Source organism: Bradyrhizobium centrosematis (genome assembly GCF_045571495.1).
GTDB classification, from domain to species: Bacteria; Pseudomonadota; Alphaproteobacteria; order Rhizobiales; family Xanthobacteraceae; genus Bradyrhizobium; species Bradyrhizobium centrosematis.
The window spans coordinates 6,254,454-6,280,051 of the sequence record NZ_CP120703.1; the positions used below are offsets into that span (position 1 = coordinate 6,254,454).

17 protein-coding genes and 11 pseudogenes are annotated in these 25,598 nt (G+C 59.1%); 8 read left to right on the plus strand and 20 right to left on the minus strand.

Features of this window, described 5'->3' with window-relative positions; translation table 11 throughout:
• Positions 1-960: 960 nt before the first annotated feature.
• Positions 961-1,818: an isocitrate lyase/PEP mutase family protein gene (locus P6U31_RS29680; RefSeq protein ID WP_407185269.1), complete on the minus strand. Its 858-nt coding sequence runs from the start codon at positions 1,816-1,818 to the stop codon at positions 961-963.
• 496 nt (positions 1,819-2,314) lie between these two features.
• Positions 2,315-3,085 carry a reverse transcriptase domain-containing protein gene (locus tag P6U31_RS29685; protein WP_407185270.1) on the minus strand — a complete coding sequence of 257 codons (771 nt, stop codon included), beginning with the start codon at positions 3,083-3,085 and terminating at the stop codon, positions 2,315-2,317.
• 62 nt (positions 3,086-3,147) lie between these two features.
• On the opposite strand from P6U31_RS29685, the gene P6U31_RS29690 reads away from it, so the two are divergent.
• The 5 genes from P6U31_RS29690 to P6U31_RS29710 all read left to right on the plus strand — a co-directional run bounded on the left by P6U31_RS29690 (position 3,148) and on the right by P6U31_RS29710 (position 7,792).
• Complete coding sequence (locus P6U31_RS29690) at positions 3,148-3,423, plus strand: ribbon-helix-helix protein, CopG family (protein WP_407185271.1); 276 nt, start codon at positions 3,148-3,150, stop codon at positions 3,421-3,423.
• Between the two features lie 140 nt (positions 3,424-3,563).
• The gene (locus P6U31_RS29695; protein WP_407185272.1) at positions 3,564-4,004 is read left to right on the plus strand and encodes a recombinase family protein; all 441 of its coding nucleotides are present in this window, start codon (positions 3,564-3,566) and stop codon (positions 4,002-4,004) included.
• The gene (locus P6U31_RS29700) at positions 4,001-4,864 is read left to right on the plus strand and encodes a recombinase zinc beta ribbon domain-containing protein (RefSeq protein ID WP_407185273.1); all 864 of its coding nucleotides are present in this window, start codon (positions 4,001-4,003) and stop codon (positions 4,862-4,864) included. Before P6U31_RS29695 ends, P6U31_RS29700 begins: the two co-directional genes overlap by 4 nt.
• A gap of 710 nt (positions 4,865-5,574) precedes the next feature.
• On the plus strand, positions 5,575-5,808 hold the full coding sequence (locus P6U31_RS29705) for a hypothetical protein (protein ID WP_407185274.1): 234 nt from the start codon (positions 5,575-5,577) through the stop codon (positions 5,806-5,808).
• A gap of 658 nt (positions 5,809-6,466) precedes the next feature.
• Complete coding sequence (locus P6U31_RS29710) at positions 6,467-7,792, plus strand: zinc ribbon domain-containing protein (RefSeq protein ID WP_407185275.1); 1,326 nt, start codon at positions 6,467-6,469, stop codon at positions 7,790-7,792.
• A gap of 79 nt (positions 7,793-7,871) precedes the next feature.
• On the opposite strand, the gene P6U31_RS29715 is transcribed toward P6U31_RS29710, so the two are convergent.
• Both P6U31_RS29715 and P6U31_RS29720 read right to left on the minus strand, forming a co-directional pair.
• Positions 7,872-8,135 (minus strand): hypothetical protein, encoded by a 264-nt coding sequence (locus P6U31_RS29715; protein ID WP_407185276.1) that lies wholly within the window; start codon positions 8,133-8,135, stop codon positions 7,872-7,874.
• Between the two features lie 709 nt (positions 8,136-8,844).
• Positions 8,845-9,061, minus strand: a pseudogene (locus P6U31_RS29720) (transposase); the annotation flags it as partial.
• Positions 9,062-9,297: 236 nt separating this feature from the next.
• On the opposite strand from P6U31_RS29720, the gene P6U31_RS29725 reads away from it, so the two are divergent.
• Positions 9,298-9,678: a hypothetical protein gene (locus P6U31_RS29725; protein ID WP_407185277.1), complete on the plus strand. Its 381-nt coding sequence runs from the start codon at positions 9,298-9,300 to the stop codon at positions 9,676-9,678.
• A gap of 453 nt (positions 9,679-10,131) precedes the next feature.
• Here P6U31_RS29725 and P6U31_RS29730 read toward each other — a convergent pair whose 3' ends face one another.
• Entirely contained in the window at positions 10,132-10,308 is a 177-nt protein-coding gene (locus P6U31_RS29730) for a hypothetical protein (RefSeq protein WP_407185278.1), read from the minus strand.
• A gap of 4 nt (positions 10,309-10,312) precedes the next feature.
• On the opposite strand from P6U31_RS29730, the gene P6U31_RS29735 reads away from it, so the two are divergent.
• Complete coding sequence (locus tag P6U31_RS29735) at positions 10,313-10,630, plus strand: transposase (protein WP_407185279.1); 318 nt, start codon at positions 10,313-10,315, stop codon at positions 10,628-10,630.
• Between the two features lie 15 nt (positions 10,631-10,645).
• On the opposite strand, the pseudogene P6U31_RS29740 reads toward P6U31_RS29735, so the two are convergent.
• The 15 genes and pseudogenes from P6U31_RS29740 to P6U31_RS29810 all read right to left on the minus strand — a co-directional run.
• Positions 10,646-11,202 (minus strand): annotated as a pseudogene (locus P6U31_RS29740) (transposase).
• An 852-nt stretch (positions 11,203-12,054) separates the two neighbouring features.
• Complete coding sequence (locus tag P6U31_RS29745; protein WP_407185280.1) at positions 12,055-12,315, minus strand: hypothetical protein; 261 nt, start codon at positions 12,313-12,315, stop codon at positions 12,055-12,057.
• Between the two features lie 1,415 nt (positions 12,316-13,730).
• Positions 13,731-14,753, minus strand: coding sequence for an IS3 family transposase (locus P6U31_RS29750; protein ID WP_407189981.1), 1,023 nt, complete (start codon positions 14,751-14,753; stop codon positions 13,731-13,733).
• Positions 14,681-14,833: pseudogene (locus P6U31_RS29755) on the minus strand (transposase); the annotation flags it as partial. The pseudogene P6U31_RS29755 and the gene P6U31_RS29750, both read right to left, overlap by 73 nt.
• Positions 14,834-15,103: 270 nt before the next feature.
• Positions 15,104-16,102, minus strand: a complete 999-nt coding sequence (locus P6U31_RS29760) for an NADPH:quinone oxidoreductase family protein (protein ID WP_407185281.1) — start codon at positions 16,100-16,102, stop codon at positions 15,104-15,106.
• A gap of 176 nt (positions 16,103-16,278) precedes the next feature.
• Entirely contained in the window at positions 16,279-16,974 is a 696-nt protein-coding gene (locus P6U31_RS29765; protein ID WP_407185282.1) for a hypothetical protein, read from the minus strand.
• Positions 16,975-18,098: 1,124 nt separating this feature from the next.
• Positions 18,099-19,144 (minus strand): annotated as a pseudogene (locus P6U31_RS29770) (IS110 family transposase).
• Between the two features lie 175 nt (positions 19,145-19,319).
• Positions 19,320-20,341 (minus strand): annotated as a pseudogene (locus tag P6U31_RS29775) (DDE-type integrase/transposase/recombinase).
• Between the two features lie 120 nt (positions 20,342-20,461).
• Positions 20,462-20,684, minus strand: a pseudogene (locus P6U31_RS29780) (ATP-binding protein); the annotation flags it as partial.
• Between the two features lie 35 nt (positions 20,685-20,719).
• A pseudogene (locus tag P6U31_RS29785) lies at positions 20,720-21,713 on the minus strand (IS21 family transposase); the annotation flags it as partial.
• Between the two features lie 511 nt (positions 21,714-22,224).
• Positions 22,225-22,376, minus strand: a pseudogene (locus P6U31_RS29790) (transposase); the annotation flags it as partial.
• A 218-nt stretch (positions 22,377-22,594) separates the two neighbouring features.
• Positions 22,595-22,778: pseudogene (locus P6U31_RS29795) on the minus strand (transposase); the annotation flags it as partial.
• A gap of 107 nt (positions 22,779-22,885) precedes the next feature.
• Positions 22,886-23,155 carry a group II intron maturase-specific domain-containing protein gene (locus tag P6U31_RS29800; protein WP_407189982.1) on the minus strand — a complete coding sequence of 90 codons (270 nt, stop codon included), beginning with the start codon at positions 23,153-23,155 and terminating at the stop codon, positions 22,886-22,888.
• The gene (ltrA, locus tag P6U31_RS29805; RefSeq protein WP_407189983.1) at positions 23,037-24,197 is read right to left on the minus strand and encodes a group II intron reverse transcriptase/maturase; all 1,161 of its coding nucleotides are present in this window, start codon (positions 24,195-24,197) and stop codon (positions 23,037-23,039) included. The genes P6U31_RS29800 and ltrA overlap by 119 nt, the downstream gene beginning before the upstream one ends.
• A gap of 493 nt (positions 24,198-24,690) precedes the next feature.
• Positions 24,691-24,933 (minus strand): annotated as a pseudogene (locus P6U31_RS29810) (IS110 family transposase); the annotation flags it as partial.
• A gap of 309 nt (positions 24,934-25,242) precedes the next feature.
• Here P6U31_RS29810 and P6U31_RS29815 point away from each other — a divergent pair.
• Positions 25,243-25,572 (plus strand): annotated as a pseudogene (locus tag P6U31_RS29815) (transposase); the annotation flags it as partial.
• Positions 25,573-25,598 lie beyond the last annotated feature (26 nt).

Below are 25,598 nucleotides of genomic sequence, written 5' to 3' on the forward strand. Positions count from 1 at the left end.
GTTTATGGCGGCTGCACTCGAACAATATGGCCGCACAACATTTGTTCGTTACCCAACAGGGCGACGGCCGCTCGAAAGTAGAATTGCTTCGGCGATGTCCGCGATTGAACTCGTCGCCTTGCGGCAGAAAAGAATTTCAGAGACCATGCAAAAGCCCCTGATTTCATGCAGATTCAACGCCCTTTAGGCCGAAGGCACATCAATTCTCCTATTAGCTCCTCATTCGGGAAGGCCGCACGTATACGAATCAGCCTGATTGCGAATGCCATTTGGCGCAAATCAATGCGGGGTTAGCGCAGTTATTTCCCCCCGATTTGCGATGCTGTCTTAGATTGCACCTCTCGCAAGGCCGTATGTTAGTCTTCTGAGGTCGTCCTTCACTGCACGTCTGCGGGTTACCCCAGCGTACCGAGCCTATCTTCATCACAGGAGAACGGGCCGGACAGATCACCACTTGTTGGGTGGAGATCGCAAAAAGCGGAAAAGCCCCACCCCGATCACGGAAAACAGATGGATGAGAGAGATTCGTCTATTCGGCAATGGCGACACGTCGGCGACCGACATGAGCCAGTCGTCCAATGGATCACCAGCCGCTTGGTGGTGCGCATTTCTTTTCGGTGGCCGGCCCGCTTCGGGTTGAGGTCGGGATTCCGAGGACGCCGGCCGCTGGCTTAGAGACAAACCGCCGGCACGCGGTTGCTCTCGCCGGCTGCTGCGCGCTAAAGGCTAGAACGATGCGCTATCTGCGTTCGATCAACTCGCGCTCGCAAATGATCGAAGCAATTCGCATCGCAAGGTGGAACATTGGAGCGCATCATCTAAGAGTGCGTCTTGCTCTATTCCTTGGAGCCGCCTTCAAACTTGCGAGGTGTCGATCTTGTCGTCGCCCTGACTGATCTCCGCCCTAAGAAGTTGACGGGTTTAATCAGCTTTAGCTCCCATTCATGCGTAAAGGAGAGGTCATCTTCGCGACATTAATCGTGCTTGCGCACGTGCTAGTTCGTCATACATCAAAAGCTCAGTCAAATCGTCGGCGATAGCGACGTTGCGTTCTATGCTTGCGGCACTCTCGTCAATCGCGAGGTGGCATCGGAGCTTTCTTGTTGCATTTATCGCAGCATGCATCGAGTGATTTCCCCAGATAATCGCAGATAATGGAACATTTAGAGAAGCAAAGAGCGTCATTGGATCGTCTTGTGCTGGAACCACTACAATGGGCAGCGAACTCCGCCACGCATGCAAGAACGAAACTATCCCCTCCACGGCACGCTTACATGAGCGAAGAAGGATTACATCGGCACCCGCTTCTGCGCAATCGAGAGCTCGCAGCATCGTTTCCTTTATTCCATATTCGTCGTCCGGTGCCTCAAAGCCCGCCACGAGGACCAAACCATTTCGGACTGCGTCTCTTACTGCACGCACGCGGCTGCAGATTTTGTCGACATCTGCTCCACGATATTGCTCGCGTACAAGCTGCCTCGTCTTAAGCCTCGAGCTATCCTCCAGTGCTAGGCCTGCAGCGCCACAGCGACGCAACTCGTGGGCGATAACTCCCACATTATTTGCATTACCAAGACCGACGTCTCCATCAACGAGAACCGGCAGTTCAGTCGAGCCGACGATTCTTTCGATTATGTGCATAACCTGATTCCATGAAGGTTTGCTGGCATTGCGATATCCAAGGGAGCAGGCAATTGATGTAGCCGACGTCCACAACCCTTCGAAGCCTGTACGCTCGGCGATAGCGGCAGAAAATCCGTCATGCACCTCCATGAGAAACGAGAGTTCAGCATTCGAGCAGACTTGGATGCGTAGCATATCGGACTTCGAGCACTTAGCGCCGTGATCAACATTGACGAGGAGTGCTTGCGATTGATCCTGTATACAGATTCCTTGTGCAGCGCTTACCCGAGCCACCATTCGTTGCCTGCCTAACCACGACTTTACTCGGCCGCTGTTCATCTCAACTTGCCCACGATCGTCAATGGATAGCTGACGCGCTCCGGTCATCGAGATCAATTCCCGGAGATAGTAGTTGACAAAGCGCGCATGATCTGCCCCTCCCTTTCCTAAGTATAGCAGTCACAGTGCCATTCGCCGGCGATCCTGGACCATTCCGTCATTGGTCATCGGCTTTCAAGAGGGGCCGGCTCGGCTACTTCGACCAACTAGGCGATACTCATTCAAGTTCAATACTAACCTGGCAGCAAATCGCTCGTTGATCGTGGTCGAGTAGCTCGGCCATTTGGCTTTGCCCTCACAGATCCGGGCGGGCGGCTTTCCCGCACCCGGCTCTTCCCGAGAGTAACCCGCGTCATATCCGCGCCTGCGCCCATGTTCGAGTGATGCGTGGAGTTGGCAGTCGGAAGCGTGCCGTCAGGGTCTCGAACTCCAGCCAGCCCATGCGCCGGCTTTTCTGACTGCGGCGTCTCAGACAGCGCAGCCAGGTCCCACGCACTTCCCGGTAGAAGCCGTTGAGCGCTGGATAGTTGTGCGGCCTGCCATAGTAGCCATAGTGCCCACGCAGCACGGCGGCGAACCACTCGTGCTGCTTGGCCAGTGGCGCGTGCATGAGCCACCAGGCGTCCTGGCGCAACGCCGTCAGCTTCCGCGTCAGGCGTTTCCCTTCCGTCTTGTGCTTCACGATGAACCGGCCATCCCGGGTCCGCCCGCAGTAGTGGGTGAAGCCCAGGAACGCGAAGGTTTCTGGCCGCCGCTCGCCGCGCCGCTGACGCGAGAGGGCCGCGAACCGGCCAAACTCGATCAACCGCGTCTTGTCCTCATGGAGCGTCAAGCCGAAGCTGGCTAGCCGCGCCTTGAGGGCCAAGAGCATTTCCTGCGCATCGGCCCTGCTCTCGAAGCCGATGACGAAGTCGTCCGCATAGCGCACGGTCACAATGCGGCCGCGTGCCTGGCGACGACGCCATCGGTGGATCCAGAGATCGAGGATGTAGTGCAGGAAGATGTTGGCAAGGAGCGGGCTGCTGGCTCCCTGAACGCAAAAGATAACTTCCGCTTTGAACGCGTCATCACCGGCTGGCGCGATGGGGCCGTTGTCGATTTGAGACGCAAAAGGTAATACCATTATGTCATATGATTCGATCGACGCAAGCGCAGAAAGCCGAACGGCTGAGGGCGGCGCGACGCTTGCTCGCGAAGAAAATCGGCATGGCGGAGGCGGCCTTGGCGCTGTCGCACGAAAGGGGCTTGTCGCTGCGGCAAGCCTATCGCTATCTCGAAGTGGCCAAAAGGAAGGAGCCACTCCTTTCCGCGCCGCAGCCATCTGTGACGCTCGCCCTGAAGATGCCGGCCGATCTCGCCCAAAAACTCCCGGCGCACGCGGCGGCTTCCGGGCTTTCGGCAAGCGAGGTGATGCGCCGAGCGGTGGCCGCTTATCTCGCGTCTGTCCGCGAACATGGCTGAGCGGCGAAAAAAGCGCGACGTTCGACTCGAATTTGCGTTCGATCGCCTCGTCGCCGTCAAACTTGAACAGGTTTACGAAATTCTCGTTCCAGATCAGGTGCGCTTCGCGCGCGCCGGTGCCGATGTGACGGGAGGCGAAGATGAAAGACGCCGCGATTTACGCCAGAGTGTCGTCGGACAAACAGAAGGAGGAGAACACGATCGCCAGTCAGACGAGCGCGCTGATCGCTTTCGCGCGCGAGCAGGACTGCGACGTGCCGGCGGAATGGGTGATCGAAGACGACGGCTATAGCGGCGCGAGTTTGTTGCGCCCTGGGCTTGAACGACTGCGCGATCTCGCCGCAGAAGGACGGATCCAAGCCGTGCTCGTCTATGCTCCCGATCGGCTGAGCCGGCGCTATGCGCATCAAATCCTTCTTATCGAAGAGTTCGGGCGCGCCGGCGTCGAGGTCTTGTTCATTCGCTCGAGACGGACGGCGACGCCGGAAGACGAGCTCCTGCTGCAGTTTCAGGGCATGATCGCCGAGTACGAACGCGCGCAAATCCTGGAGCGGTCGCGACGAGGGAAGCGCCATGCGTGACGCGGCCATTGCGATTGCGCGGCAGCGTCGCGCCTCGCAACAGCGCCAATCATGAACTTCCTCGCACGGGGTGGATCGAAATCCCTGTGCCGACCATCATTAGCGAAGAGACCTTCGCATTGGCGAATGAGCTTTTGGACGCGAACAAGAAGCATGCCCCGCGACGCACGATCACGCCGAGCGCCCTGCAAGGATTGTTGAGCTGCGCCAAATGCGGCTATGGGCTCTATCGCACCTCCACCAGATCGAGCGCTCGAACCATCCATTACTACCGCTGCTTGGGCTCGGACGGCTGGCGCCGGCTAGGCGGGCCGGTCTGCAACAGTCGCCGGATGCGCCAGGATCTGCTGGACGAGGTGGTATGGAAAGAGATCGCGCGTTTACTTGAAGACCGACACCTAATCGAAGACGAACTTGAGCGCCGGCTCAAGGCGGCGCGCAACGCCGATCCCACACAGCGCCACGAGCAAACGCTTCGCCGCGATCTTGCGCGCTCCCGGAAAAGCATCGAGCGTCTCCTCACGGCCTATCAGGAGAGTCTTCTCTCACTTGAAGAGCTGCGCAGTCGCATGCCCGATTTGCGCAGCCGCGAACAGGCTTGCCTGTTGGAGCTGCAAGCGATCGAAGACCAATCGAAGGAGCAGGAAGTTTGTCTACGTCTCGCCGAATCCGTGACGAGCTTCCTCGACCGCCTGCGCTCGTCCGTCGGTGCGCTCGATATAATCGAACGCCAACGCGTGCTGCGCCTTCTCGTGAAGGAAGTCCTCGTCGGCGACGACAAGATCGTCATCCGCCACTCCATCCCCTCCCACCCACCCCTCCGGGTGGAAAGACGCCCGACGCCACCGATAGTTCTGTGACCGCTCCTCCACCACAAAGTTATCTTTTGCGTTCAGGGAGCCATGCCTGCCCCTTGCGGCGTGCCCCTGTCTGTCTCTTGCTTCTCGCCGCTCTCAAGAACGCCAGCTCGCAGCCACAGCTCGATGAGCCGTAGGATACGAGGATCGGCGATCCTGTGCGCCACCGTCCGCAGCAGCCACTCGTGGTCGACGGAGTCGAAAGACTACTCGACCGACTACCCACCACCGAGCTCATCATCTCGACGACTATCCCGATCAGTAACCATCGTTCGGTCGCGCCATCCCTTTGAGGGATCTGCACCTAATGTGCTTGGCTGGTGTCATCGACGAGGCGAACTTCATCGGACGCTTGTACTGCCCGATGGTACCCGTGCCCTTGTGCCGGCCGCGTGGACAGATCTGCCTATCGCATAACATTTACCGCGTGCAAGCCCGCAATGCGCTCGAGCGGCATTCCTGGCTTCCCACGCCGAGCTGCTCCACGCCCGGACGATCGTCGACGCCTTGCTGCGGCAATTGGATGCCGCGCATACTGTCCTGCCACCGGAATCGGAGGACAGCCATGCAGCAGCTAAGCTTTCTCGACCCACCACCTCAGCACGGTGCGGTACCCGTATGGGAGGCCCTGGATAAAGAGCAGCGCGCACATCTCGTGCTGCGACTCGCCCGACTAATCGCCCGAGCAATCGCCACTGCCGGAGATCACAACGATGAACGAACTGAGCAAGATCACTGCTGAGCACCTCTGCCGATGCGCAATCGTCTACGTGCGTCAGTCCAGTACGACGCAGGTCGAGCATAATCGCGAGTCCACTGCCCGTCAGTACGAGTTAGCCGAACGCGCCGCGCGACTTGGTTGGCGACGCGATCAGGTGAAGGTCATCGATGAGGACCTCGGTATTTCCGGTTCCGGCCCTTCCGAACGCACGGCTTCGCGCGCATGACAGCGGAGGTCGGCCTCGGCCAGATGGGCATCGTGCTCGGCTTGGAAGTCTCGCGACTAGCGCGCAATAATGCTGATTGGTACCGTCTGCTCGATCTATGTGGCCTGACCCACACGCTCATCGGTGATGGAGATGGGATATATCATCCGGGCTTGTTCAATGACCGCCTGGTGCTCGGGCTCAAAGGTACGATGTCAGAGGCAGAGCTGCATGTGCTGCGTGCGCGGCTGCTCGGTGGCAATCCGCAACAAGGCCGCACGCGGAGAACTGCACCGCGGGCTGCCGGTGGGTCTGGTACGGGGCGACGCCGACGGGGAGGCTGTTGCATCCTGACGAGTCGGTGCAAACCGCGATCCATGCTGTCTTCGACCGCTTTGCCGAATTCGGCTCGGCACGACGCGTGTGGCTGTGGTTCCGCTCGCACGGCTTGCGCTTTCCGCTGCACTCCAACAGCCTTGTCGATCTCCGCTGGGTCGCCCCTACTTACAAAGATCCACCAGGTCCTCCCCAACCCTTTCTATGCCGGCGTTTATGTGTATGGCCGCACCCAGCAGACCTGCTATCTCGATGCGGGCGGTCGAATCCGAAAACGTATCAGACAACGCGACCGCGAGCAGTGACCGGTGTTCATTCGTGACCATCATGTCGGATACATCGATTGGAATACCTTCGAAGCAAACCAGAAGCGCCTGGCGCAGAACATCCGTCCTCGACCGCACCAGAGCGGGGTGCCGTGAGAGAAGGCGCAGCATTCCTGCAAGGCCTCGCCGTATGCGGACACTGCGGTTGGCTCCTGGCCGTACACTACAGCGGCCGGTTCTCGGCGCCCGGATATCGCTGCGCCGGCAAGAACATCGTCAACGGCCGAGGTCAGTACTGCCTCAACATCGGCGGTGTGCAGATCGATGCGGCTGTTGCCGAAGCGTTCCTTGCGGCTCTCGCGCCCGCAGGCCTGGAAGCCTCGCTCCAGGCGATCGAGCAATTCGACGCCGATCACGAGACGGCTCTCGCGCAGTTCCGTCGCGACGTCGAGCCTGCGCGCTACAACGCGCAGCGCGCCGAGCGACGCTATCGCGCTGTGGACCCGGAGAATAGACTCGTCGCGCGTGGACTCGAAGCAGAATGGGAGAGCGCTGTGCTGGAACTCAAGACTGCCGAATCCGAACTCTCGGATCGCGAACATGCCCGACCGCGCTCGCTTACGCATGAAGAACGCGCCGCGATCCTTGCACTCGGTAAAGACCTCAAGCGCATCTGGTTCGCTCCCACGACGAGCGATCGCAAGGAGTTGCTCCGCACGCTGTTCGACGATGTCACCTTGAGAGTCGAGCGCGATAAATACAACGCTCACGTGACGCTGCGTTGGCGCGGCGGTCTCTTCAGTGAAGTTAATGTCCCATTGCCGCACTCGCATCCATCGCCGATCCGCACCGCCGACGATACGATCGATCTGCTGCGGCGACTGGCTGCACATCATCCCGACACCAAGATCGCCGGTATCCTCAATCGCCAAGGCCGTACAACGGCCACAGGACTGTCGTTTACGGCAAATCGTGTGTGGAGCCTGCGGACGCACTGGGAGATCCCGTGCTTCGAGCCGAAACAGCAAGTGCAGGACGGCGAGTGCATGATGATCGAGAAAGCAGCACGCGCTCTCGGGATCGCACCCTCTACTTTGCATCGCCGCCTCAACGATGGCTTCATTGCCGGAGAGCAGATCACACCTGGCGCGCCGTGGCGCATCCGTATCAATGACGAGTTGCGGTCGCGCTTTGTGGAGAGCGCGCCCGAAGGTTACGCGAAGATGTTCAAGGCCATGAATCTACTCGGCGTCTCGCGGAAGACCATCTTGCAACGTGTAAAGCGCGGCGAGCTTAAGGCCGTTCACGTCTATCGCGGACGGGCAAAAGGTATACGAATTCAAATACCTGCAGTTGATCCGGACCTCTTCGACCCTCTCAAAAAGACTGAAGGTGTAGTATGACGCCACGTCCAAGAAGCTGCGAATGTCGGCATCGAGCAACCCGTTCACGCGCTGGCTCATGATCGCCGTATGCAGGGCATCAAGCGCCATATAAGGATTCCGCCCCGGCCGGGAAGCCGTAGAAGAATCCGAGGAAGTCGACCTCGTAGAACGCGCTCAATACCTCGGCCACCGCGCTTTGGACAATCTTGTCCTTGAGCGCCGGCACACCGAGAGGCCGCTTGCCGCCGTCGGCTTTGGGAATGTAGACGCGCCGCACCGGCTGTGGCCGGTAACGAGCAGTGTGGACCCGTGCGCAGAGGTCGCGGATGTTATCCCTGAGCCCTTCTTCGTACTTCGCCACCGTCACCCCATCGACCCCGCGCTGGCCTGCCGCTTTTGTCGCCGAAACGCCCGAAGCAGAGCGTCTTCATCGATGTGGTGCAGCAGGGCCGTGAACCGGGTTTGGGCAGCCTGCTTGGCCGCCGCGTTCACCCGCCCGAGGTTTGGCAGCAAGGTAACCCGGCTCTGCGTCCGCACCCTGGCCTCCTCGCGCAAGCTCCCCTCGGGCTGGTCCCTTCCCTCCATGCGTCTCGTTACCTCCGACGACTTCACAGGTACTACGAACCAGTCCGACTCCCGACCTCGGCTCGGACCGCGGCTCTGGCAATGCCGTGCCGCTGTCCCCCACTGGAGACCAAGCCAATGGACCCGGTCGGGCCTCTCATGTTCCGATGATTACCTTCCATGCGTGAGCCGACCATCGACCCCGACGGAGCGGCATCGTCTCGCCTATGGACGGTGCTCGTGCTGCCTTCGTGCTTAGGGAACGCACTCGGCCTCCGCGAACTTCCACCTTTCGAGGCTCATTCCCGCACCCCGCATGGCTCCTGTCTACACTTCAGACCCCGCGTTACCACGACGCCCGCAAGACTCGGTCCCGGCTTGCCTGCTAGGGCTTTGGCCGGATGGGACTTGCACCCACAAGCAATCATCAGCTTGGCATGACGTACTCCCGTGACGTGGTGTAGCTGAGTGCAGTTCACCGCGTTCGCCGGCATGGGCCGGATCGGTCAGCTGGCGATTGCCGGGAAGCTGACGGCGGGATCATCGCCCAACGCGGGCGATGATTTCTAGTGTCATGTAGCGGGCACGCTGGAAGGCCCATTCATCGTTCTGTTCGAGCAGGATCGCTCCGATGAGGCGGACGATGGCATCCTCGTTGGGGAAGATGCCGACCAACTCGGTCCGCCGCTTGATCTCGCCATTGAGGCGTTCGATCGGGTTGGTAACCGGTATGAGATCTGTTCCGCTGCGATATTCAAGATCGTAGCTTATGGTGCGACCATCGGGACAGAGGCACCGGGAGCACGAAGGTGCGGGCAGGCCGATGCATACGATGAGCCGCGAGCTCGAGTTAGAGCTGGCCGCCTCTGCGAGTCGCCCGGTTGCGCTGAGAGCGCGAATCCGTAGTTGTCGTGTCGCCCGTAGCTCCCGTCATGTGGTCTGATTGGCAGGAGGTGCGAATGCGACGGGTGATTGGCATCGACGTCCACCGAACTTTCGGGGAGGTGGTGGTTTGGGAGGATGGTAGGCTCCGACATGCGGGCCGCATTGATATGACGCGGACTGCGTTGGAGGGATTTGGCAAGACCCTGCTAGCCAGTGATGAGGTGGTGGTCGAAGCGACCGCCAACAGCATGGCCGTGTCGCGGGTTCTGGCGCCGTTCGTGGCACGGGTAATTATCGCCAATCCGCTGCAGGTGAAAGCGATCGCCCAGGCTCACGTCAAGACCAACAAGATCGATGCCGGCACGCTCGCCTGGCGAAGCGTGGTGCCGCCGCCGGCATCATGGCGGCGATCGGCGACATCAGCCGGTTCAACAGCCCTCGGCAGGACAAAATAGGGCCTGGTGGCGCTTGCAGCCCCGCCAAAGGATAATCCCGCCTGACGGCAAGTGCCAGCCAGGATTGCAGTCCCGTTCCACGCCAGCATGCCGCCGTGCTCGGGCCGGTCAAGGCCAAGCCTTGCGGTGGCCGCAAACGCGGCCAGCCTTGACCGCCCCTGCGCGCGGCGGCCGCGAGATCGGTGGCCGGGACGGAAGAATGGGCCCGCGGCGCAGCCGAACAAAAGAATGGACGTACGCGATTTCTGCAATCGTCATCTCGGTCACGAAAAAATCGCTTGTCCATCCGTGAAGTGCAGCTTGGTTCGATGCTGCGGCGGAACGTCATGTAGGCGAGGACGTGCGCGGGCGACCTCGTGCTGGTGAGCTATTTCGGGCTGAACCCCCGGGTGCGGCAGTCCGGACTGGGCGTCGCACGACCTGGTAGCGCCGCGCCACCAGCCGACGCTTGCGTTACGTCTCCGCGTCAGGCGTCCAGATCTGCGGCAGGTACCCGGCCGCCCGCAGATTGTCAACTTGGCGGTCGTCGGTCTCGGCTTCGTTGAGGAAGCCAGCCAGCTTCGGCTGCGTCACCAAGCGCTCGTAACTTTGCTCTGCCTGGGCGGCAATCAACATCTCGCGGTCGCGCAATGCCTTGATCGCCGCCCATCACAGCCGCATCAGCAAGATCGGCCGCAGTCACGCGCGCGCCATGCTGGTCGAGGCGGCCTGGGCAGCGGCCAAGGCGCCCGGTCCGCTGCAAGCGTTTTTCGTGCGCATCCGCGCCCGGCGCGGCCATCAGATCGCCGCGGTGGCCGTGGCCCGGAAGCTCACCGTGCCTTGCTGGCATTTGTTGACGAAGGGCGAGGATTACTTGTGGGCGCGCCCGGCACTGGTCGCCATCAAGACCCGCGCGATGCAGCTTCAAGCCGGATATCCGCAACAGAAAGGCAGCCGTCGTGGGCCAGCGTAGGCCTACAACAGCTGATCAGAGACCTTGCGCCACTGTATTCGCGCGGCGACCAATATCCACGCCGAGAATCTCGCGCCGGCCGTCACTGTTGACGCCGACCGCGACAATCACCGCGACCGACACGATGCGCCCCTCCTGGCGCACCTTCACGTAGTTGGCGTCGATCCATAGATACGGCCAGTCGCCCTCGATCGGACGGCCGAGGAAGGCCTTCACCTTGTCGTCGATCTCCGCGCACAGCCGGCTCATCTGGCTCTTGAAGATGCCGCTCATCCCCATCGCCTGCACCAGGTTATCGACTGAGCGGGTCGAGACGCCCTGCACATATGCTTCCTGAACCACGGCAGTGAGTGCCTTCTCGGCCATCCGGCGCGGCTCCAGGAAGCCCGGGAAGTAGGACCCTTTACGCAGCTTGGGAATGCGCAGTTCGACCGCGCGGCGCGGGTCTCCCAGATCCGGTCCCGGTAGCCGTTGCGCTGGGCCAGACGCTCGGGGTTCTTCTCGCCGTAGGCCGCTCCGGTCTGGCCTTCGACTTCCAGCTCCATCAGGCGGTGGGCAGCAAAGCCGATCATCTCGCGCCACAGATCCGCATCAGGGTCTTCTCTACCAGTGTGCGCAGGTTCATCATATCGTCGGTCATCGGTGGTTCCTCGGTTGCGTTGGCGTGTCGCAACCCGATCCTACCGGAGAACTGCCGGTGACCACCGCAAAGCCGCCCGCCCGCTACGGCGCTGTTGGAGGCGCGCGTCCGGGCGGCTTTGCTCTACCGAGCTACACCACCACCGGGGACACGACCCGCTCGTTGATTATAGTTATTTTGCACTCAGTAAATAGACGCCGTCGATCAGCGCGCTCGAACGCGAAGCGGAGATCATAGACCCACAGCGCCGGTCGCCGTCGTCTGCATTGATGCTGCAGGGCTGACCCGACAATCAACTTTGATCAAGAGGGGCGCAGTACCCGTTGCAAGCTCGTCAATCACAGATTTAGCCCCACCAAGCACGTATGCGGCGCCTCGGCTGCTGACCTCCTATAAGGAAAACTAAGTTGCCGAATGCAAGGCGGGAAGCATTCGTGCATCTCTGGAAACTCCTGCGCGATGAGCGAATGTCGGGCCCACAAGGCGGTTCTTGGCCCACAGCAACGAAGTTGGCTGAGCCGGATGGCGCCAGGCTTCGAATTCACGCAAACGATTGCTAGGAGACTCGTCGCTTCAGCTACTGGCTCGAGTAGTGTTGCACAGCGACAACGGTGGCTCATGATTCCCCACTACCTGTGCGGCTTCCTCGCGTTCCAGGAGTTTCGTCGCTGCGAGATAGAGAGCTTAAGAAGTCACACGTGCCTCACAGGCGCTCGCCTAGCTCGAGCATGTAAAGTATCAATCGTGGATGGTTAGTCACGTACGGCATCTGGATCTTCAAGTTTTAGTTCGCGATGTCAGGCTTGAGCCAATTTGCACTGCTTCGTACATCGACCGAAAGGACGAAGACCATAGTTTCAAGGCGACGAGCGACCTTATCCACCGGGCCCCGGTCTCCGATGTCAAGGGAAGCCATAATCCGACATCCGTCCGCCATCATTCGAGCGCTGACAGCACTAATTCGAAGATTATGAACGCGGGTCTGGTCGAGCAGCCGGCCGAGCGCAGCATGCATATCGTTCGCCTGGAGCTCAATAATAAACATGCCAGGTCCTTTCCTTTGCACGACCGCGCAAACTTTTTAGAAGCGTCGCTCGGCATCCATGCGTTAGACTCTTTTGGCCGTCATTTAGACCTGGACAATACCGCTATTGGACCGCTTGCTGGTCGCGAACCACGTGGTTCAACTGACTAAGATTCTCCAGGCCGGCTGTAAAACCAATATGGAAGCGCGGCGTCCCAACGTTGGTTGAGCACGACGGTAGAGGGTTCCGTTTTGATTTCATCAGCAGAAAACTGGCGGCGCAAAGACAAACATGATCAAGCGACGGTTCATCGTCTGCTCTGGGCGATCCTCCTAATCTAAACGGGGGGCCGCAACGCTTGCACATACTTATTGAACTCGGGGTGGCTCGCGTACACGCAACGCCCGAAATATCGGGCACGGGAGTCGAGCCGTTCGCTCGCACCCAGTGAGACCAGCGGTGCAAGCGTGATGCTCTAATGTACGAACTTCGAAGCTTCTGGCTTTTACAAAGCATTTGGCGCCTGCTCCTGCTGTTCGTTTCCTGTCGTCTCAATCGGATTCGTTGTAAGAGCTGTCGAGATAGGCTGAAGACGTTCGCCGTTTGGACGGTACTATTATTGGATCCTCACGCGCCAGCAATCGGCGTGCCAAGAGAAAGCTGTGCAACCGGCTTTGCGAATTCATATGCTTCGTTGCGGTCAGGCGGAATACCTGGCTCGCTCGATGTCGCCCTTCTGACACAAGCGGCTTTGATAAGATGCGCCGAAAGCGACAAAGCCGACTTGAACGAAAAGGACTCCCGCGTTTCGGACACTTGCGATGAGCTGCTCCTTCGTAAGACCTGCTTCGGCGAGGCCGTTAAAAGTCGGGATCTCGTTCAGTGCGACGCTTATCGTTCTGAGCTGGCGGAGGAGTGAAGACCTTGCACGGCTTGCGGCGAACTGCTCGCGCGCGTTGCGGAGAATAAGCACTGATCACGCAATCGTACACTGGGTTATTGCGTTCAGCTCGACAACAGCAACTCGTGGTGAACAAGGACACCTCCGGTTATTTTCCGGGCCTGAGTGCCCTCTCCGGTATGAACTTGGTTGGCATGTCTTGGATGCTGAAGACCCGGAAAACGACCAGTCGTCGTGTCCTTTAAGCGGCTCGACGACTATCTCCCTGCGGTCACAGCAGCGGGAAAAATCCATTTTAGCCTCCTTGGCTGGTACGCGATTGGCCGTCCAAGTGCTATCTACCCATTGTCCTGAGACAGGCATTCATGTCGAACGCACAATGCAAGAACAGATTGACAAGGACGGGACTGATCATGCTTCTTTGACGGGCGTGACCTGCCACTGAATTTTCATCCAGCGGCGGTTAGAGTCTCGGAGTTTTGTGCAGCGAGACCGAACTTTGGACCATCCGGAACTAGAGTTTTACGCCTCTGATCACGTTGGCGGGCTGGTTGCGCCGGCGTGATTTTGCAGCAAAATCGGCGGTCGATTGCCGATCGCCCCGTGGGGCCGTTCCTCGTTATAGTATCTGCGCCAAGTCTCCATCTTTTCCTGGGCGTCCGCAAGGGATAGGAACCAATGGACGTTGAGGCATTCGGCCCGGAAGCGCCCGTTGAAGGCTTCGATGAAGGCGTTGTCGGTCGGCTTGCCGGGCCGTGAGAAGTCCAGCGTGACCCCACGTTGGTAGGCCCATAGATCCAGATCGCGCGACACGAACTCGCTGCCTTGATCGACACGGATCGTCGCCGGGAATCCCACTTCATTGCAAACCCTTTCCAGTATCTCCACGACGTCGGTGCCGCGGAAGGTGAGCCGCGGCTCCAGCGCCGGCGAGAAGCGAGAGAAGATATCGACGATGGTGAGCACCCGGAGCTTGCCGCCAGTCGCCAGCTGATCGTGAACAAAGTCCATCGCCCAAGTCTCGTTGGCGCGTGTCGCGGGGTGACGATCATCGCGTAGCTTGGCCTTGACCCGGCGCTTGGGCGATTTGTTGCGCAATTGCAGGCCCAGTTCGCGGTAGATGCGGCGGGTCTTGTTCTGGCCGTGACGCCATCCCTCGCGACGCAGCAGGACGTGAACGCGGCGATAGCCGTAGCGAACACGGACATGGCAGATCTCCTTGATCCGATCCTCGAGGGCAGCCTGGCCGGAGCGACGAGACTTGTAGTGGTAGGTCGATCGGTCGAACTCGAGAGCCGCGCAGGCCTTGCGGATCGACACCTGCCACTCACCACAAACTTCGTCGACGAGCTTGCGCTTCCGACCAGGCTTCACAGCTTTCGGCGGATCACGTCCTGCAGCATCTCCTTGTCGAGCGACAGATCCGCCACCAGCTTCTTCAGCTTGGCGTTCTCGTCCTCGAGCTGCTTCAGCCGGCGCATCTCGGTCGGCAGCAGTCCGTCGTACTTCTTCTTCCAGTTGAAATAGGTCGCCTGGCTGATCCCGGCCTTGCGGCAGATGTCCGCAACCGGGACCCCGTCGGTACCTTGCTTCAGGATAAACGCCTTCTGGGCGTCCGAAAATTTCGAGGCCTTCATCGTCGTCCGCTCCTCCCAGCCGAGGGGATTCGGCAGCGCAGACTCTAGCCAAAAATGGTCCAGTTTTCCGGCCTCAGATCAGGGGCAATCATGGGCGCGGCCATCAGAATCATATCCAGGCTCATGCAGGTAGCTCCTTTAGCAATTTGGCGAAGAAGAGAAGCGGACGTATGGCTGACGTGAAGGAGAGAACGAATTCCGCTGAGTGCGGGTCGGAGCCGATGCCACAGTGACGCCGAGCTATCTTGCCAGTCGACGCTGCAGCTCAACTCAATCTATATTAACGACAATCTTTCCGACTGCCTTTCGAGTGGCCAGTTGGGCGATGGCAATGCCCGCTTCTTCCAAGGGAAAGCGCGCCGATATGGAAGGTCGTAGCTTGCCCGCTTGATACCACTCGAGTAACTTGACCGCGGTATGACTAAAACGGTCGACACCGCGGTCAAGCCACGGCCCGAAGAACACCCCAACGATTTTGCAACTCTTAAGCAAAGTAAGATTGAGCGGAATCTGTGGAATGCCTCCCGTAAATCCCACAACGAGGAAACGGCCATTCCAAGCTATAGCGCGCAAAGCTGCCTCTGAATAGTTTCCGCCTACAACGTCACACACGACGTGAGCTCCGTCCGGAGCGCAAGCCGCTTTAAACAGGAACGCAAGATCTCTCCGGGATGATGCATCAAACGGCCCAGGTGGATATGTTACGACTCGATCTGCTCCGCACTCTCGGGCTTTTCTCGCCTTCGCTGGTGTAGAAACGGCTGCCACAACGCGAGCTCCCATCGCTTTTCCGATCTCTATTGTCGCAAGCCCAACGCCACCAGCGGCTCCAAGCACCAGGAGAGTTTCACCGTCTCTAAGGTCACCCCGCTCTTTCAACGAGTAGTAGGAAGTGCCGTAGGTCAAAAAGAACACGGAGGCTTCGTCAAACGGCATTTTGTCTGGTATTAGCGCACATCGGCTCGCGTTTATGGCAATTTTCTGCGCCATCGCGCCCCACCTTGAAAAACCCATGACGCGATCGCCTGGTTGAAATAATGAAACGCCATCACCTATCGCTTCGACTATGCCGGAAAACTCGCCGCCCGGAGAAAATGGTCGCTTTGGCTTGAATTGATATCTGTCCTCTATGATCAGCGCGTCCGGAAAGTTTACTCCGCTGGCTTTGATGCGAACGACAATCTGGCCGACGGAGGCCTGCGGATCGTCGACCTCTTCTAGAACAAGCGTCTCGGGACCGCCTATCTCTCTGCTAATGATCGCTTTCATTCCTACTCCGCGCCATTGGACAAAGTTCACTCGAACCAAAGTAGCCCATCATTGCCGGCATCCTTAACCTGCACCACCAATTTGGAGCGCTTAAGGCACGCTGATACCTTAGCCTTAGTTCGGCATATAAGATTTAATAGTAGCCTCTCTGAGGCAGCAAAATTGATGGGTAAGATCTACTTTGATTGCGAATAGATCTCGCTCCTCACCTCTTCGCCCGTTACCCAAACAAGCCAGTCCTCATCAACGATGTTGTATTCCACCAACCGCAAGATAGATCCCCCGGGTTCAGAATGTGCATAACCGCTTTGCGCAACAACGCCCTTATCAATCCGCCAGCGCGGTGCAAGGGCACATACGAAGTCAGGAGCCCACATTGCGAAAGACAGGCCGCGAGTTATCCCAGATGCGATCTTCGCTATGCCCTGTCCTCTGAAGTCTTTGCGGACCCAAAGGTCTCCATGATAAGCAACTTTTCCTGTTATCTTCTTCGCGCTAGGTGCCGTGCAAGTACATCGGTCCGAAGGGTGCGCATGTACAGCCGGTTCAGCGTAAAAGGCTTTCAGCGAATGAAGGTGTTCTGCAAGATTGGTGCGCGACAGATCATAAAGTCGAGCAGCCTCTAACAGGGCAACCTCATCATTCTCGTCAACGCCTTTGATCCAATATCCTTCGCCGAGTTTGATTGGCGAGCGATCTGGCTGGAAATTTGGATATGTCGGCCCCTTTGTTGAAGCGGAGGCTGTGATCCTGACGTACTCGTGAAAGTCAAATCCTATTGACAGTTCGATGCCTTTTCCAGCTGCTACAGCATCATATACATTAAGGAAGCGCGACACTTGCAACAGATTGACCACGCCACTCACTGCCATACCATTGTCCTTCGTCGAGCTGCATTCTTTTCAAGACGGCGAATTGCTGACACGACTATCTGACCGAGTTTTGCAGAAAGGGGGCATCTCATGGCCCCGTATTACCGCAACCTCGCTAGATACTTCGTAACAGTTTCTTTGATTTGTTGGTTATGCCCTTACTTTAGCGCTCTAGCATGGACCATAGACTCAATGATTTTTCCGGCCATCTTCCATTAGCAAATGGCGCGACGCATGCTTCTTGATAGCCCGAAGAACGCTCTCTCTTTCAGATGGGCAGAACTGGGACGCATCGATCGAACGTTTTGATGTGACCTAATTCGCACGGCGATTGTTTCCAAAAGCACGCATATCGTCAGGTACATGAAAACCAGCATAAGCGAACCTACTAATCCTGGTGATCTTTAGCTCAGAACCATGTCTGCAGCCTAGCTGCCCGCAGGCGCGCATCATACGCGTGATCTTTGCAGCGATTCGATCAGTGGCTTCCTAGCTGAGAAGTCAATCTCGCAAAGGCGATATGAGCCGCTCTGCCCAAAGGGGAGCGTGACCAGCGTGCCGAGCTCGGCATCCGGAAGCGCTAAGAAGGGACGTGAGAACCGCAGGCTCTTTGTGCATTGGCAGCTTGGCGACGGCGGCAAGCTTGCCTTAATGGGCGCGGGGTGAGGCGAGAGTCTCCCGCCCGGATCTGCGACAGTGAAATCACTCCGGCCTACTCACCCGACCGTGCTCGGTGTTGGCGGAGGGCGAAACCCATTCCGGGCAAAGCAGGATGTACGTCCGGGACGAACGACCATATGGGGACGGGCCCGCCGGCGGCTAGGTTCTCACTACTTATAGCGCGACATGTATGGAACGGCCCGCGGGCGCAAGAACTTTCTCAGTCGACTTCACACATGGGAGCGGTGCGGTCATGTATACGGCCTGTAAAGCGCGGCGCATGACCGCTGGCCTCGATGAAGTCCGCGACACAAGGGGCTAAATCAATCAGACGCGCTTGAAGCGCATTGTCGCGCCAGCCTCACTCATGCCGGGATTTCGTCCCGTGGGGTCATCGCCTGTTATTGCTCCTTGCCCTCTGCCGGCCCGCGCCGGTCAGATCTCTTTGACAGCCGCTGTATTCATCAAGCGGCAGCCGTAGTCGTCGCCAGCGTCTCCGGACACCGGTAAATCCCGCCCTTGTTCAAGAGCGCCCAAGCAATTCGCGCTGTCTTGTTGGCCAGCGCGACCGCTGCCACCCTGTACGGACGTCTGGCGAGCAGCGCCTTCAACCATGGCCGCGTCCGATCGACCTTCCGGGCAATTCGCAGGACGGATGTCGCCCCTAGAACGAGGAGGCTCCGAAGTTCGGGGTTTCCCATCTTCGAGATACGTCCCATCCGCTCCTTGCCCCCACTCGAATGCTGTCGCGGCGTCAGTCCCAGCCAGGCAGCAAAGTGACGAGCGGATTTGAAGCCGCCGGGATCCGGCACCAGCGCGCCTTGATGGTCGCGGCTGTAATGGCTCCAATGCCGGGGATCGTAGTCAGTCGGCGCATGTCCTTGTCGGTCTTTGCCGCAGCAACAATGGCTCGTTCGAGCTTGTCAATCTGGTCCGCCTGAGCCTCGATTTGATCGGCAATTGCCGTCAGGGCGAGGCGCGCTGCCGCAGGCAAGCGGATATCTGCTACATCCCGTACGATTGCAACCAACGCCTCGACCTTTGTTCGGCCAGCGGCGGCAATGATGCCCAACTCGGCCAGATGCGAGCGCAGGGCGTTGATCGTCTGCGTTTGCTGTTTCACCAGAAGTGCGCGACTCTTCAGGACCATCATTGCGGCTTGTTGCTCAGCCGTTTTGATCGGAACGAAGCGCATGGTCTTGCGAGTCACAGCCTCGCTGATGGCCTCGGCATCCGCCGCATCCGTTTTTCCACGCTTCACAAACGGTTTAACGTAAGCTGGTGGGATGAGCCGCACTTCATGGCCGAGAGCTGCAATCTCTCGTGCCCAATAATGAGCGCTGCCACAGGCTTCTATTCCCACAAGGCAGGCCGGCTGCTTCGAGAAGAAATGCAGCACCTCGCTGCGCCGTAGTCTCCGGTTGAACACCGGTGAGCCATCGCCACCCGCGCCGTGAACTTGAAAAATGTGCTTCGCCAAATCCAATCCGATGGTGCTAACCTGTTTCATGGAACGGTCCCTCCTTGTGGCGTTCAAACAACGACCACGTCTTAGCACGATGATGCTGTCGGAGCGGGCCGTTCCACCGCATCAATCAAGATGGTGGTGCCGCGGCGTGCTCATAGAGATGGTCTGGGATGTCTGGACAGCAATTCCGGGCCAATAAGTGGAGCTTCTGGCAGAGTTAGGCCCCCACGCGGAACTGCAGCGGGTTGAAGTAGGCCTGATCCGGGGTGCCGTGGTCAAGGCTCAACTGGGGACGCCGGCCATCGCAAAAGGCAGCCGCTCGACGAACACGTTGTCGCGCCAAGCGGCCCCGGCCGTCCATGCTGATGGCGATGTCATGACTGGCGAGCACGCCCCCCGTGAACGGGGAGCCTTGATCGGTGTTGAAGCTGCCGGTTTGCCGTGGCGCGCGAGAGCGTCCGCAAGCGTCCGACGCAAAAATGCGGCTTCCATCGTGATCGAGACGCGCCACGACAGCACCGGGCAGCTGAACCAGTCAAGCACCTTGGCGAGATAGACGAAGCCGCGTACCATCGGGATGTAGATGATGTCCGTCGCCCAGACTCGGTTCGTGCATATGATCTCGATCCAGCGCAGCAGATACGGTAGATCTTGTACCCGGGTTGGGGTTTGGTGGTACGCGGACGGCGGTAGAGCGGCTCTATTCCCATCCCCGCATCAGAGTTTTGACGTGCCGGCGACCGATCTTGCACACGTCGGCAGCGAGCAGTTTTCGCAATAATCGCTAACCGGTGTAAGGAAACTCCAATGCTGCCTGTCGAGCGATCGACATGACGGCGAGATCGACGGGCGGCAATGGGCCTGATAGATATAGACACTACCACTCTTCAAAACATCCGCCTGTTTTGTGATCGGCAGGTCTCGCCCACGCTCGATCACCCCTTTGCCCTCAGCAGGCTGCCATTGCTGAGCGCGCCTTCCAAACAAATCGTTCTCCAGCGTCAGCTCTCCGATCTTGGCTTGCTGCGTTTTCACGTCCACCGCGGGTCGCTCGTTCCGTTGCCACCGCCAGGGCCAAATACCTCGGCCGCTGCTTCCAGAAGTTAAAACTTCCACTGCGTGATCTGGTTCGGGTGCACATCGAAATGCTCGGCCAACTGGGCCAGCGTCATCTCGCCCTTGATCCGCTAGCGCCATCTTGAATTCCGGTGCGTGCTGCCGGCGGGCTCGTCTGCTCATCGTCTCTCCTGATTCGCGGGACAATCTTGCCCGCTGTCAGGCAGAAACTCCACTTATCGCCCTGTTCAGATTCCGGAGCCAGCTCTGATGATTGCGGCAATCAGCGATCGTTTTGGTGTCGCGTGCGATCTCGGCGAGGGTCATAGTCGGGTCCGGAAGACCCTATTCCATTCGCCGAATGGCTGACTGATGGGCATCGAGCGCTGCTCGTAGCCGTGGCTGGTGAGCTCGAAAAACACGCTGGTCTCGGCCAAGTCCTTTGACGTAAGCGAGGTCTTCAATAATCTTGATGGCTGCCTCGAAGGTTGAGCTGAAGCCGGGCCGCCGTGAGCTCCTGCACGAGACCGTGGTGCGGGTGCCCCCGCCTCGACATCATCGGTAACGGCGCACCAGCAGCTGGTGGCCTATCAGGCGTGACAGCACGGTGTAGAACATCTTACGCAAGGTAAAGCCGCCGCTTGACGTCACGCGGACAATCACGTCCTCGTAGTTTGAGGTGCGGCGATCTCGCAATGCCTGCAGGTGGCGCGCTCGTGGGCGATGCGCTTGGCGTTTCGGGCATTGCGGCGACTGACGATCTCATCGATGAAGCGGCGGTAGGCCGCGAGATCATCGAAGCCAGCAGTGCCCCGGAGCGGCGGCGCTCGTCCGCTTGAGATGGCCATGCGGGCTCTCGATCGCCCGGTTCTCATGGGTGATGCCGCGATTGTTGCGGGATGGTCGCATGCCGTAATGGGCGTAGAGGTGCTCGTACCGCCGGGTCAGATGGTCCTGCGCACTCCGGTCAAGATTGCAGAAGACTGCCGACTGACTGTCGTTTCGATGCTCCCGCCGCGCGCCGCCGAGCTACCACAGAGCATTCTGCACTCCTTCGGCCAAGGCGACGAAGCTCTCGCCACAGAGCACGACATGGGCGTGATCAAAGCCGGAATAGGCCAGCGGAAGTGATACAACCGATGATCGAGCGGCGCGCAAGTGATGGTGCCCCCGAGCTCGCCCATGTCGGTGAAGTCAGACAGGCCGACCTGGCCCACTTCGTGGGTCTGGCGGAAGATGACTTCCTGCTCCGCGCCACGGATTGGCCTCCAGGCACGGATCAACGCTCCAGCGTGCGGCGGATTCTAGCCCAGAGCTCAGGGTGGGCGGCGTAACATCTCCTCGAAATCGCGACAGCCCTTGCCGGGGGCCGCCTTCAACATCGGGACGATCTCGGTCTCAAACACACTGGCCAAAGGGTCGGGTCGGCGCCGGTCGCGGCTCTCTTCTTCCGCGATAGCAGCCTTCGATCCTTCTCGAAGCGATATGCGGTCCAGGTACTGAACGTCGCCTTGACGATGGCCACTGGCCGGGTATCGGTTTAACGGCACTTCATGTAGAGCCTTCTGTGGTTGCCGCCCGCAATGCAAGAAGTTTCTGACCCTTTGGCGTGTGATCGAGTGCGGTCTTCTGTCAGGCCTTCCTTTACGGCATTTTCAGAAGCCGCTGGCCGGTATGGTGATCCGCGGACCAGGTTCAATTCTCATCTCCGAGCACGTCGGCTCTTTGGCTCTAGCTGGTTTCCTGATCCAGATCTGTTCGATCGTTGCGCCCATTCGGGTCGTCGCCTTCTCACACCCCCTTCGCCAACGTCAGGCTATTTCGTGCTGCTGCAGTCATGCCGTTACTGCCTGCGCTGGGTTCCGATAATCCTCCTTCCGGGTGAGCATGGCCCAAATCGCCCGAGCCATCTTGTTCGCCAGGGCGATCGCCACCAGCATGCGTGGCTTCCTGACGAGAATCTGCGCAAGCCATGAGCCTTTGGGGATCGACTTGCGCCCCAGCCAGTTCAATCGCGACATAGCTCCAACGATGAGTAATCGGCGAATGTCCGCTTGTCCTTCTCTCGAAACGCGCCCAAGCCTTTCCTTTCCTCCGGAGGAATGTTGCCGCGGGACTAAGCCGAGCCAAGCTGCGAAGTTCGACTACATTTGAAAGTTGTCATATCGGGCGCGAAAGCCTCGATCGCCAGCGCGGTCAGCGGACCGACCCCTGGCATTGTTTGCAGCCGGCGCGCCGCTCCCGTCCGCGCCGCCAACTTCTTGAGTTGCTCTGTCTTGGCATTAATCCGCTCCGTCTTCTGGGTAATTTGATCAATGAGACTCCAGCATTCCTCCCGAACTAGTTCCGGCAGATCGACGTTCGGCTCCTTGAGGATTGCGGCAATGCGTTTAAGTTGTTCGATGCCTTTTGGGACGGTATGACCAAATTCGTAAACAGCAGCACGTAATGCGTTGACTAAATCAGTACGCTGACGAACAAGCCGCTGCCGAGTCCGAAACAACATTGCTCTGGCCTGCTGCTCTTCCGATTTCGGCTCGACGAAGCGCATCTCTGGGCGCTGTGCAGCGATCACTATTGCTTCGGCATCAGCCGCGTCGTTTTTTTGGCGCTTCAGTAGAGTCGAGGAGAGGCGCGGTGATGCGCTTGTTGCGCGTTCCGTTTCCTCTCCCCTCTCATCAAACCGGACGTGCAGCTTTCCCGCATCCGGCTTTCCGACAGGTTTCGTCACAAGCCGCACGTCGGCGACACTTTGCGCACGCGGTTCAGCACGAGTACGCCAGGGTTCCCATAGATCTGATCAGAGAACCGTCTGACGCCACGTCCTGGCGTCTTATGTCTGCGCAGAAAGGCGAGCACGCGGTCGAAGACGTGTCGATCAACGGCCTGATGAGCCGTAGCAAGAGAGCCATAGCTGAAGTAAGCGGACCAGCCGCGCAGAAGGCGGTTCAGTCGTGCCTGTACTTCGGGCCAAGCGCCCTTGTTGCCCGGCGTCAGCAGCTCGCTGACCTTCCTCTTGATCCGCAGCACGCTTTTCTTGGACGGAGCCGCGCCAAGACCACCGTCCCCCATTGCGGAAGCGGCGGGGTCCGAGCGTGTACCCAAGAAAGTCAAAGCTTTCCAATCGGGCATTCTTCACCGAGGTTTTAGTCTCGTTGAGCGTCAACCCAAGCTTGGTCATCACCGCTTTCGTCCACGTCAATGCCTCCTCCGCGTGGCCGCGACTGAGAATGACGAAGTCGTCGGCATAGGAGATAACCTGGGCATGGAATGCTTCACGCCGACCGCTGAGACGCCAATGTTTCAGGAACCGGTTCATGTAGATGACGGAGAGCAGCGGACTGATGACACCGCCTTGTGGCGTGCCACGCTTGTTGCTCTTACCGCCGCTCATGCGCCGTTTCCCGTCGCTATCCCGCTCCTCGACCGGTACTCGCAGCCATAACTTAATCAGCCGCAGCACATTCCGGTCGACGATGCGTCGGGCCACCGATTTGAGGAGGTCCGAGTGCGGAATCGTGTCGAAATATTTCGACAAATCGGCGTCAACAACGTCCGTGTAGCCCCGGCACACAAGCCGGTGCACTTCCTTGACTGCATCGACCGCGCTGCGACGCGGGCGATATCCATAAGCACCGTCCTCAAAATCCGCCTCGAAGATCGGCTCCAAGACGATCTTCGCGGCAGCTTGGACGACCCGGTCCCGGATTGTTGGGATACCGAGTGGACGTTCGCCGCCGCCGGGCTTCGGGATCATCACCCGCCGCACCGGATCGGGCCGGTAAGTCTTCGTGACGAGTTCATCGCGCAGGCCGGCCAACCATGCTTCGAGTCCCGACGCGTCGATTTGCCCGAAAGTTGTTCCGTCCACTCCTGGCGCACCCGCGTTGGCGCGGGCCAGCTTGTAGGCATGGTTCAGAATGTCCTCGCGGCAGATCTTGTCGTACAGCACGTAGAAGCGGAAGGCAGGCTCCGCCTTCGCCTTGCAATAAAGCTTTCTCTGAAGGCTCCTGATCTTATCGGGCGTTTCAAGGCTCATCGCCAATCGACCCTTCCCCTCGCCATCTTCAAAAGCGCACCTGAAGTCAGGGTCCTTTCCTCCACCGGAATTACCCGGTTTCATCGGTACCTATGACCCTGTCCGACTCCCATCCGGTCCATCGACTACTCAATGCTGAAGGCGCGACCTTCGACCAAGACGGGTCTCCCCCGATTACCCGCACTACCTTTCCAGCGTGCCATGCCCATTACCCCGGTGAACCAGACAGGTGCATGTGTCGATTGCTTCCCTGTCCACACGGCCTTCCCCGCCATACGATCGGGTCGGCATTCACATCGTAACTTTCGAGGCGTGCTCAGACTTCACTCACGTTACGGCCCGCTGGATTGCTCGGCCGCCCAAGGCGACCTTTGTCACGAGGCTTCGGTCCGTCCGATTGCTCGTCCAAACCGCTCGTCAGCTACCAGATCAAATCGACAATTCTCTGGGTGGATCCTTCCTCCACTGGTAATACGCGCCGTCGGGGCGCACCGAAAGGCTTCACGTATTGCGGCGCGATCAGTCTAACTTCATGGCCGAGCTTAACCATCTCTCGCGACCAATAGTGAGCGCTGCCGCAAGCTTCCATCACCACCATTGCCGTTGGGTGCTCCGCCATGAACTTCCTGAACTGTGGCCGAGACAGCTTCTTTCGAAACTTGAGATGCCCAGTTGTTGATGCGCCGTGGAGCTGGAAGACATTCTTCGCCAGATCTACCCCAATCACCGTATCCATCGATTTGCCGTCCTCTTCGCTGTGATCAAACAACACGTTTTTTGGCACATATCGATGCCATCGAGGGAGGGCGGCAACCATCCCATCTCATCTGGTGAACGGTAGCGTGTAGGCCTGGCAAGCGAGTGATCCCTCTGGCGGAAGAACCACCTCAAGCAGCCGGCGGCGATCATCATTAGTCGATGCGGTCCCCTGTGAATCGCGCCGACGCCGGGCGTGTAACTTTGATTGGGCTGCGCCCTCTCCGCGTCATGAGCCCGGCGAAGCTCTGTCATCCTGAAGAGTCACGCTGATTGCCGCGCGACAATTTACTCATGCAATCGCAACGGCGAGCATCGTCAGGGACATCTGGCCCGGTATCCCGGGATGGTGCAGTCCGGTGCGTATGACCGATACAACCAGCTCTGGCGCGGACACCATTCTGGCTCGATCCCGAGGCTGCCTGTCGGCCGCACGTACGGCGGCCGTTCTATGCCATGGCCGAGATCGAAAAGAATGCCCGGCGCAAAGCCCGCCGGTAAAGAGGAGATCCCGCTTTCGCAGATCGAGATCGAGGTCGTGGGGCGGATCGATGCGCTGTTCGTGATCGAACGCTCCATCAATGGCAAGAATGTCGAGGAGCGCCATCGGGTGCGGCAGATCGTTATTGCGCGCCTCGGCGGCAC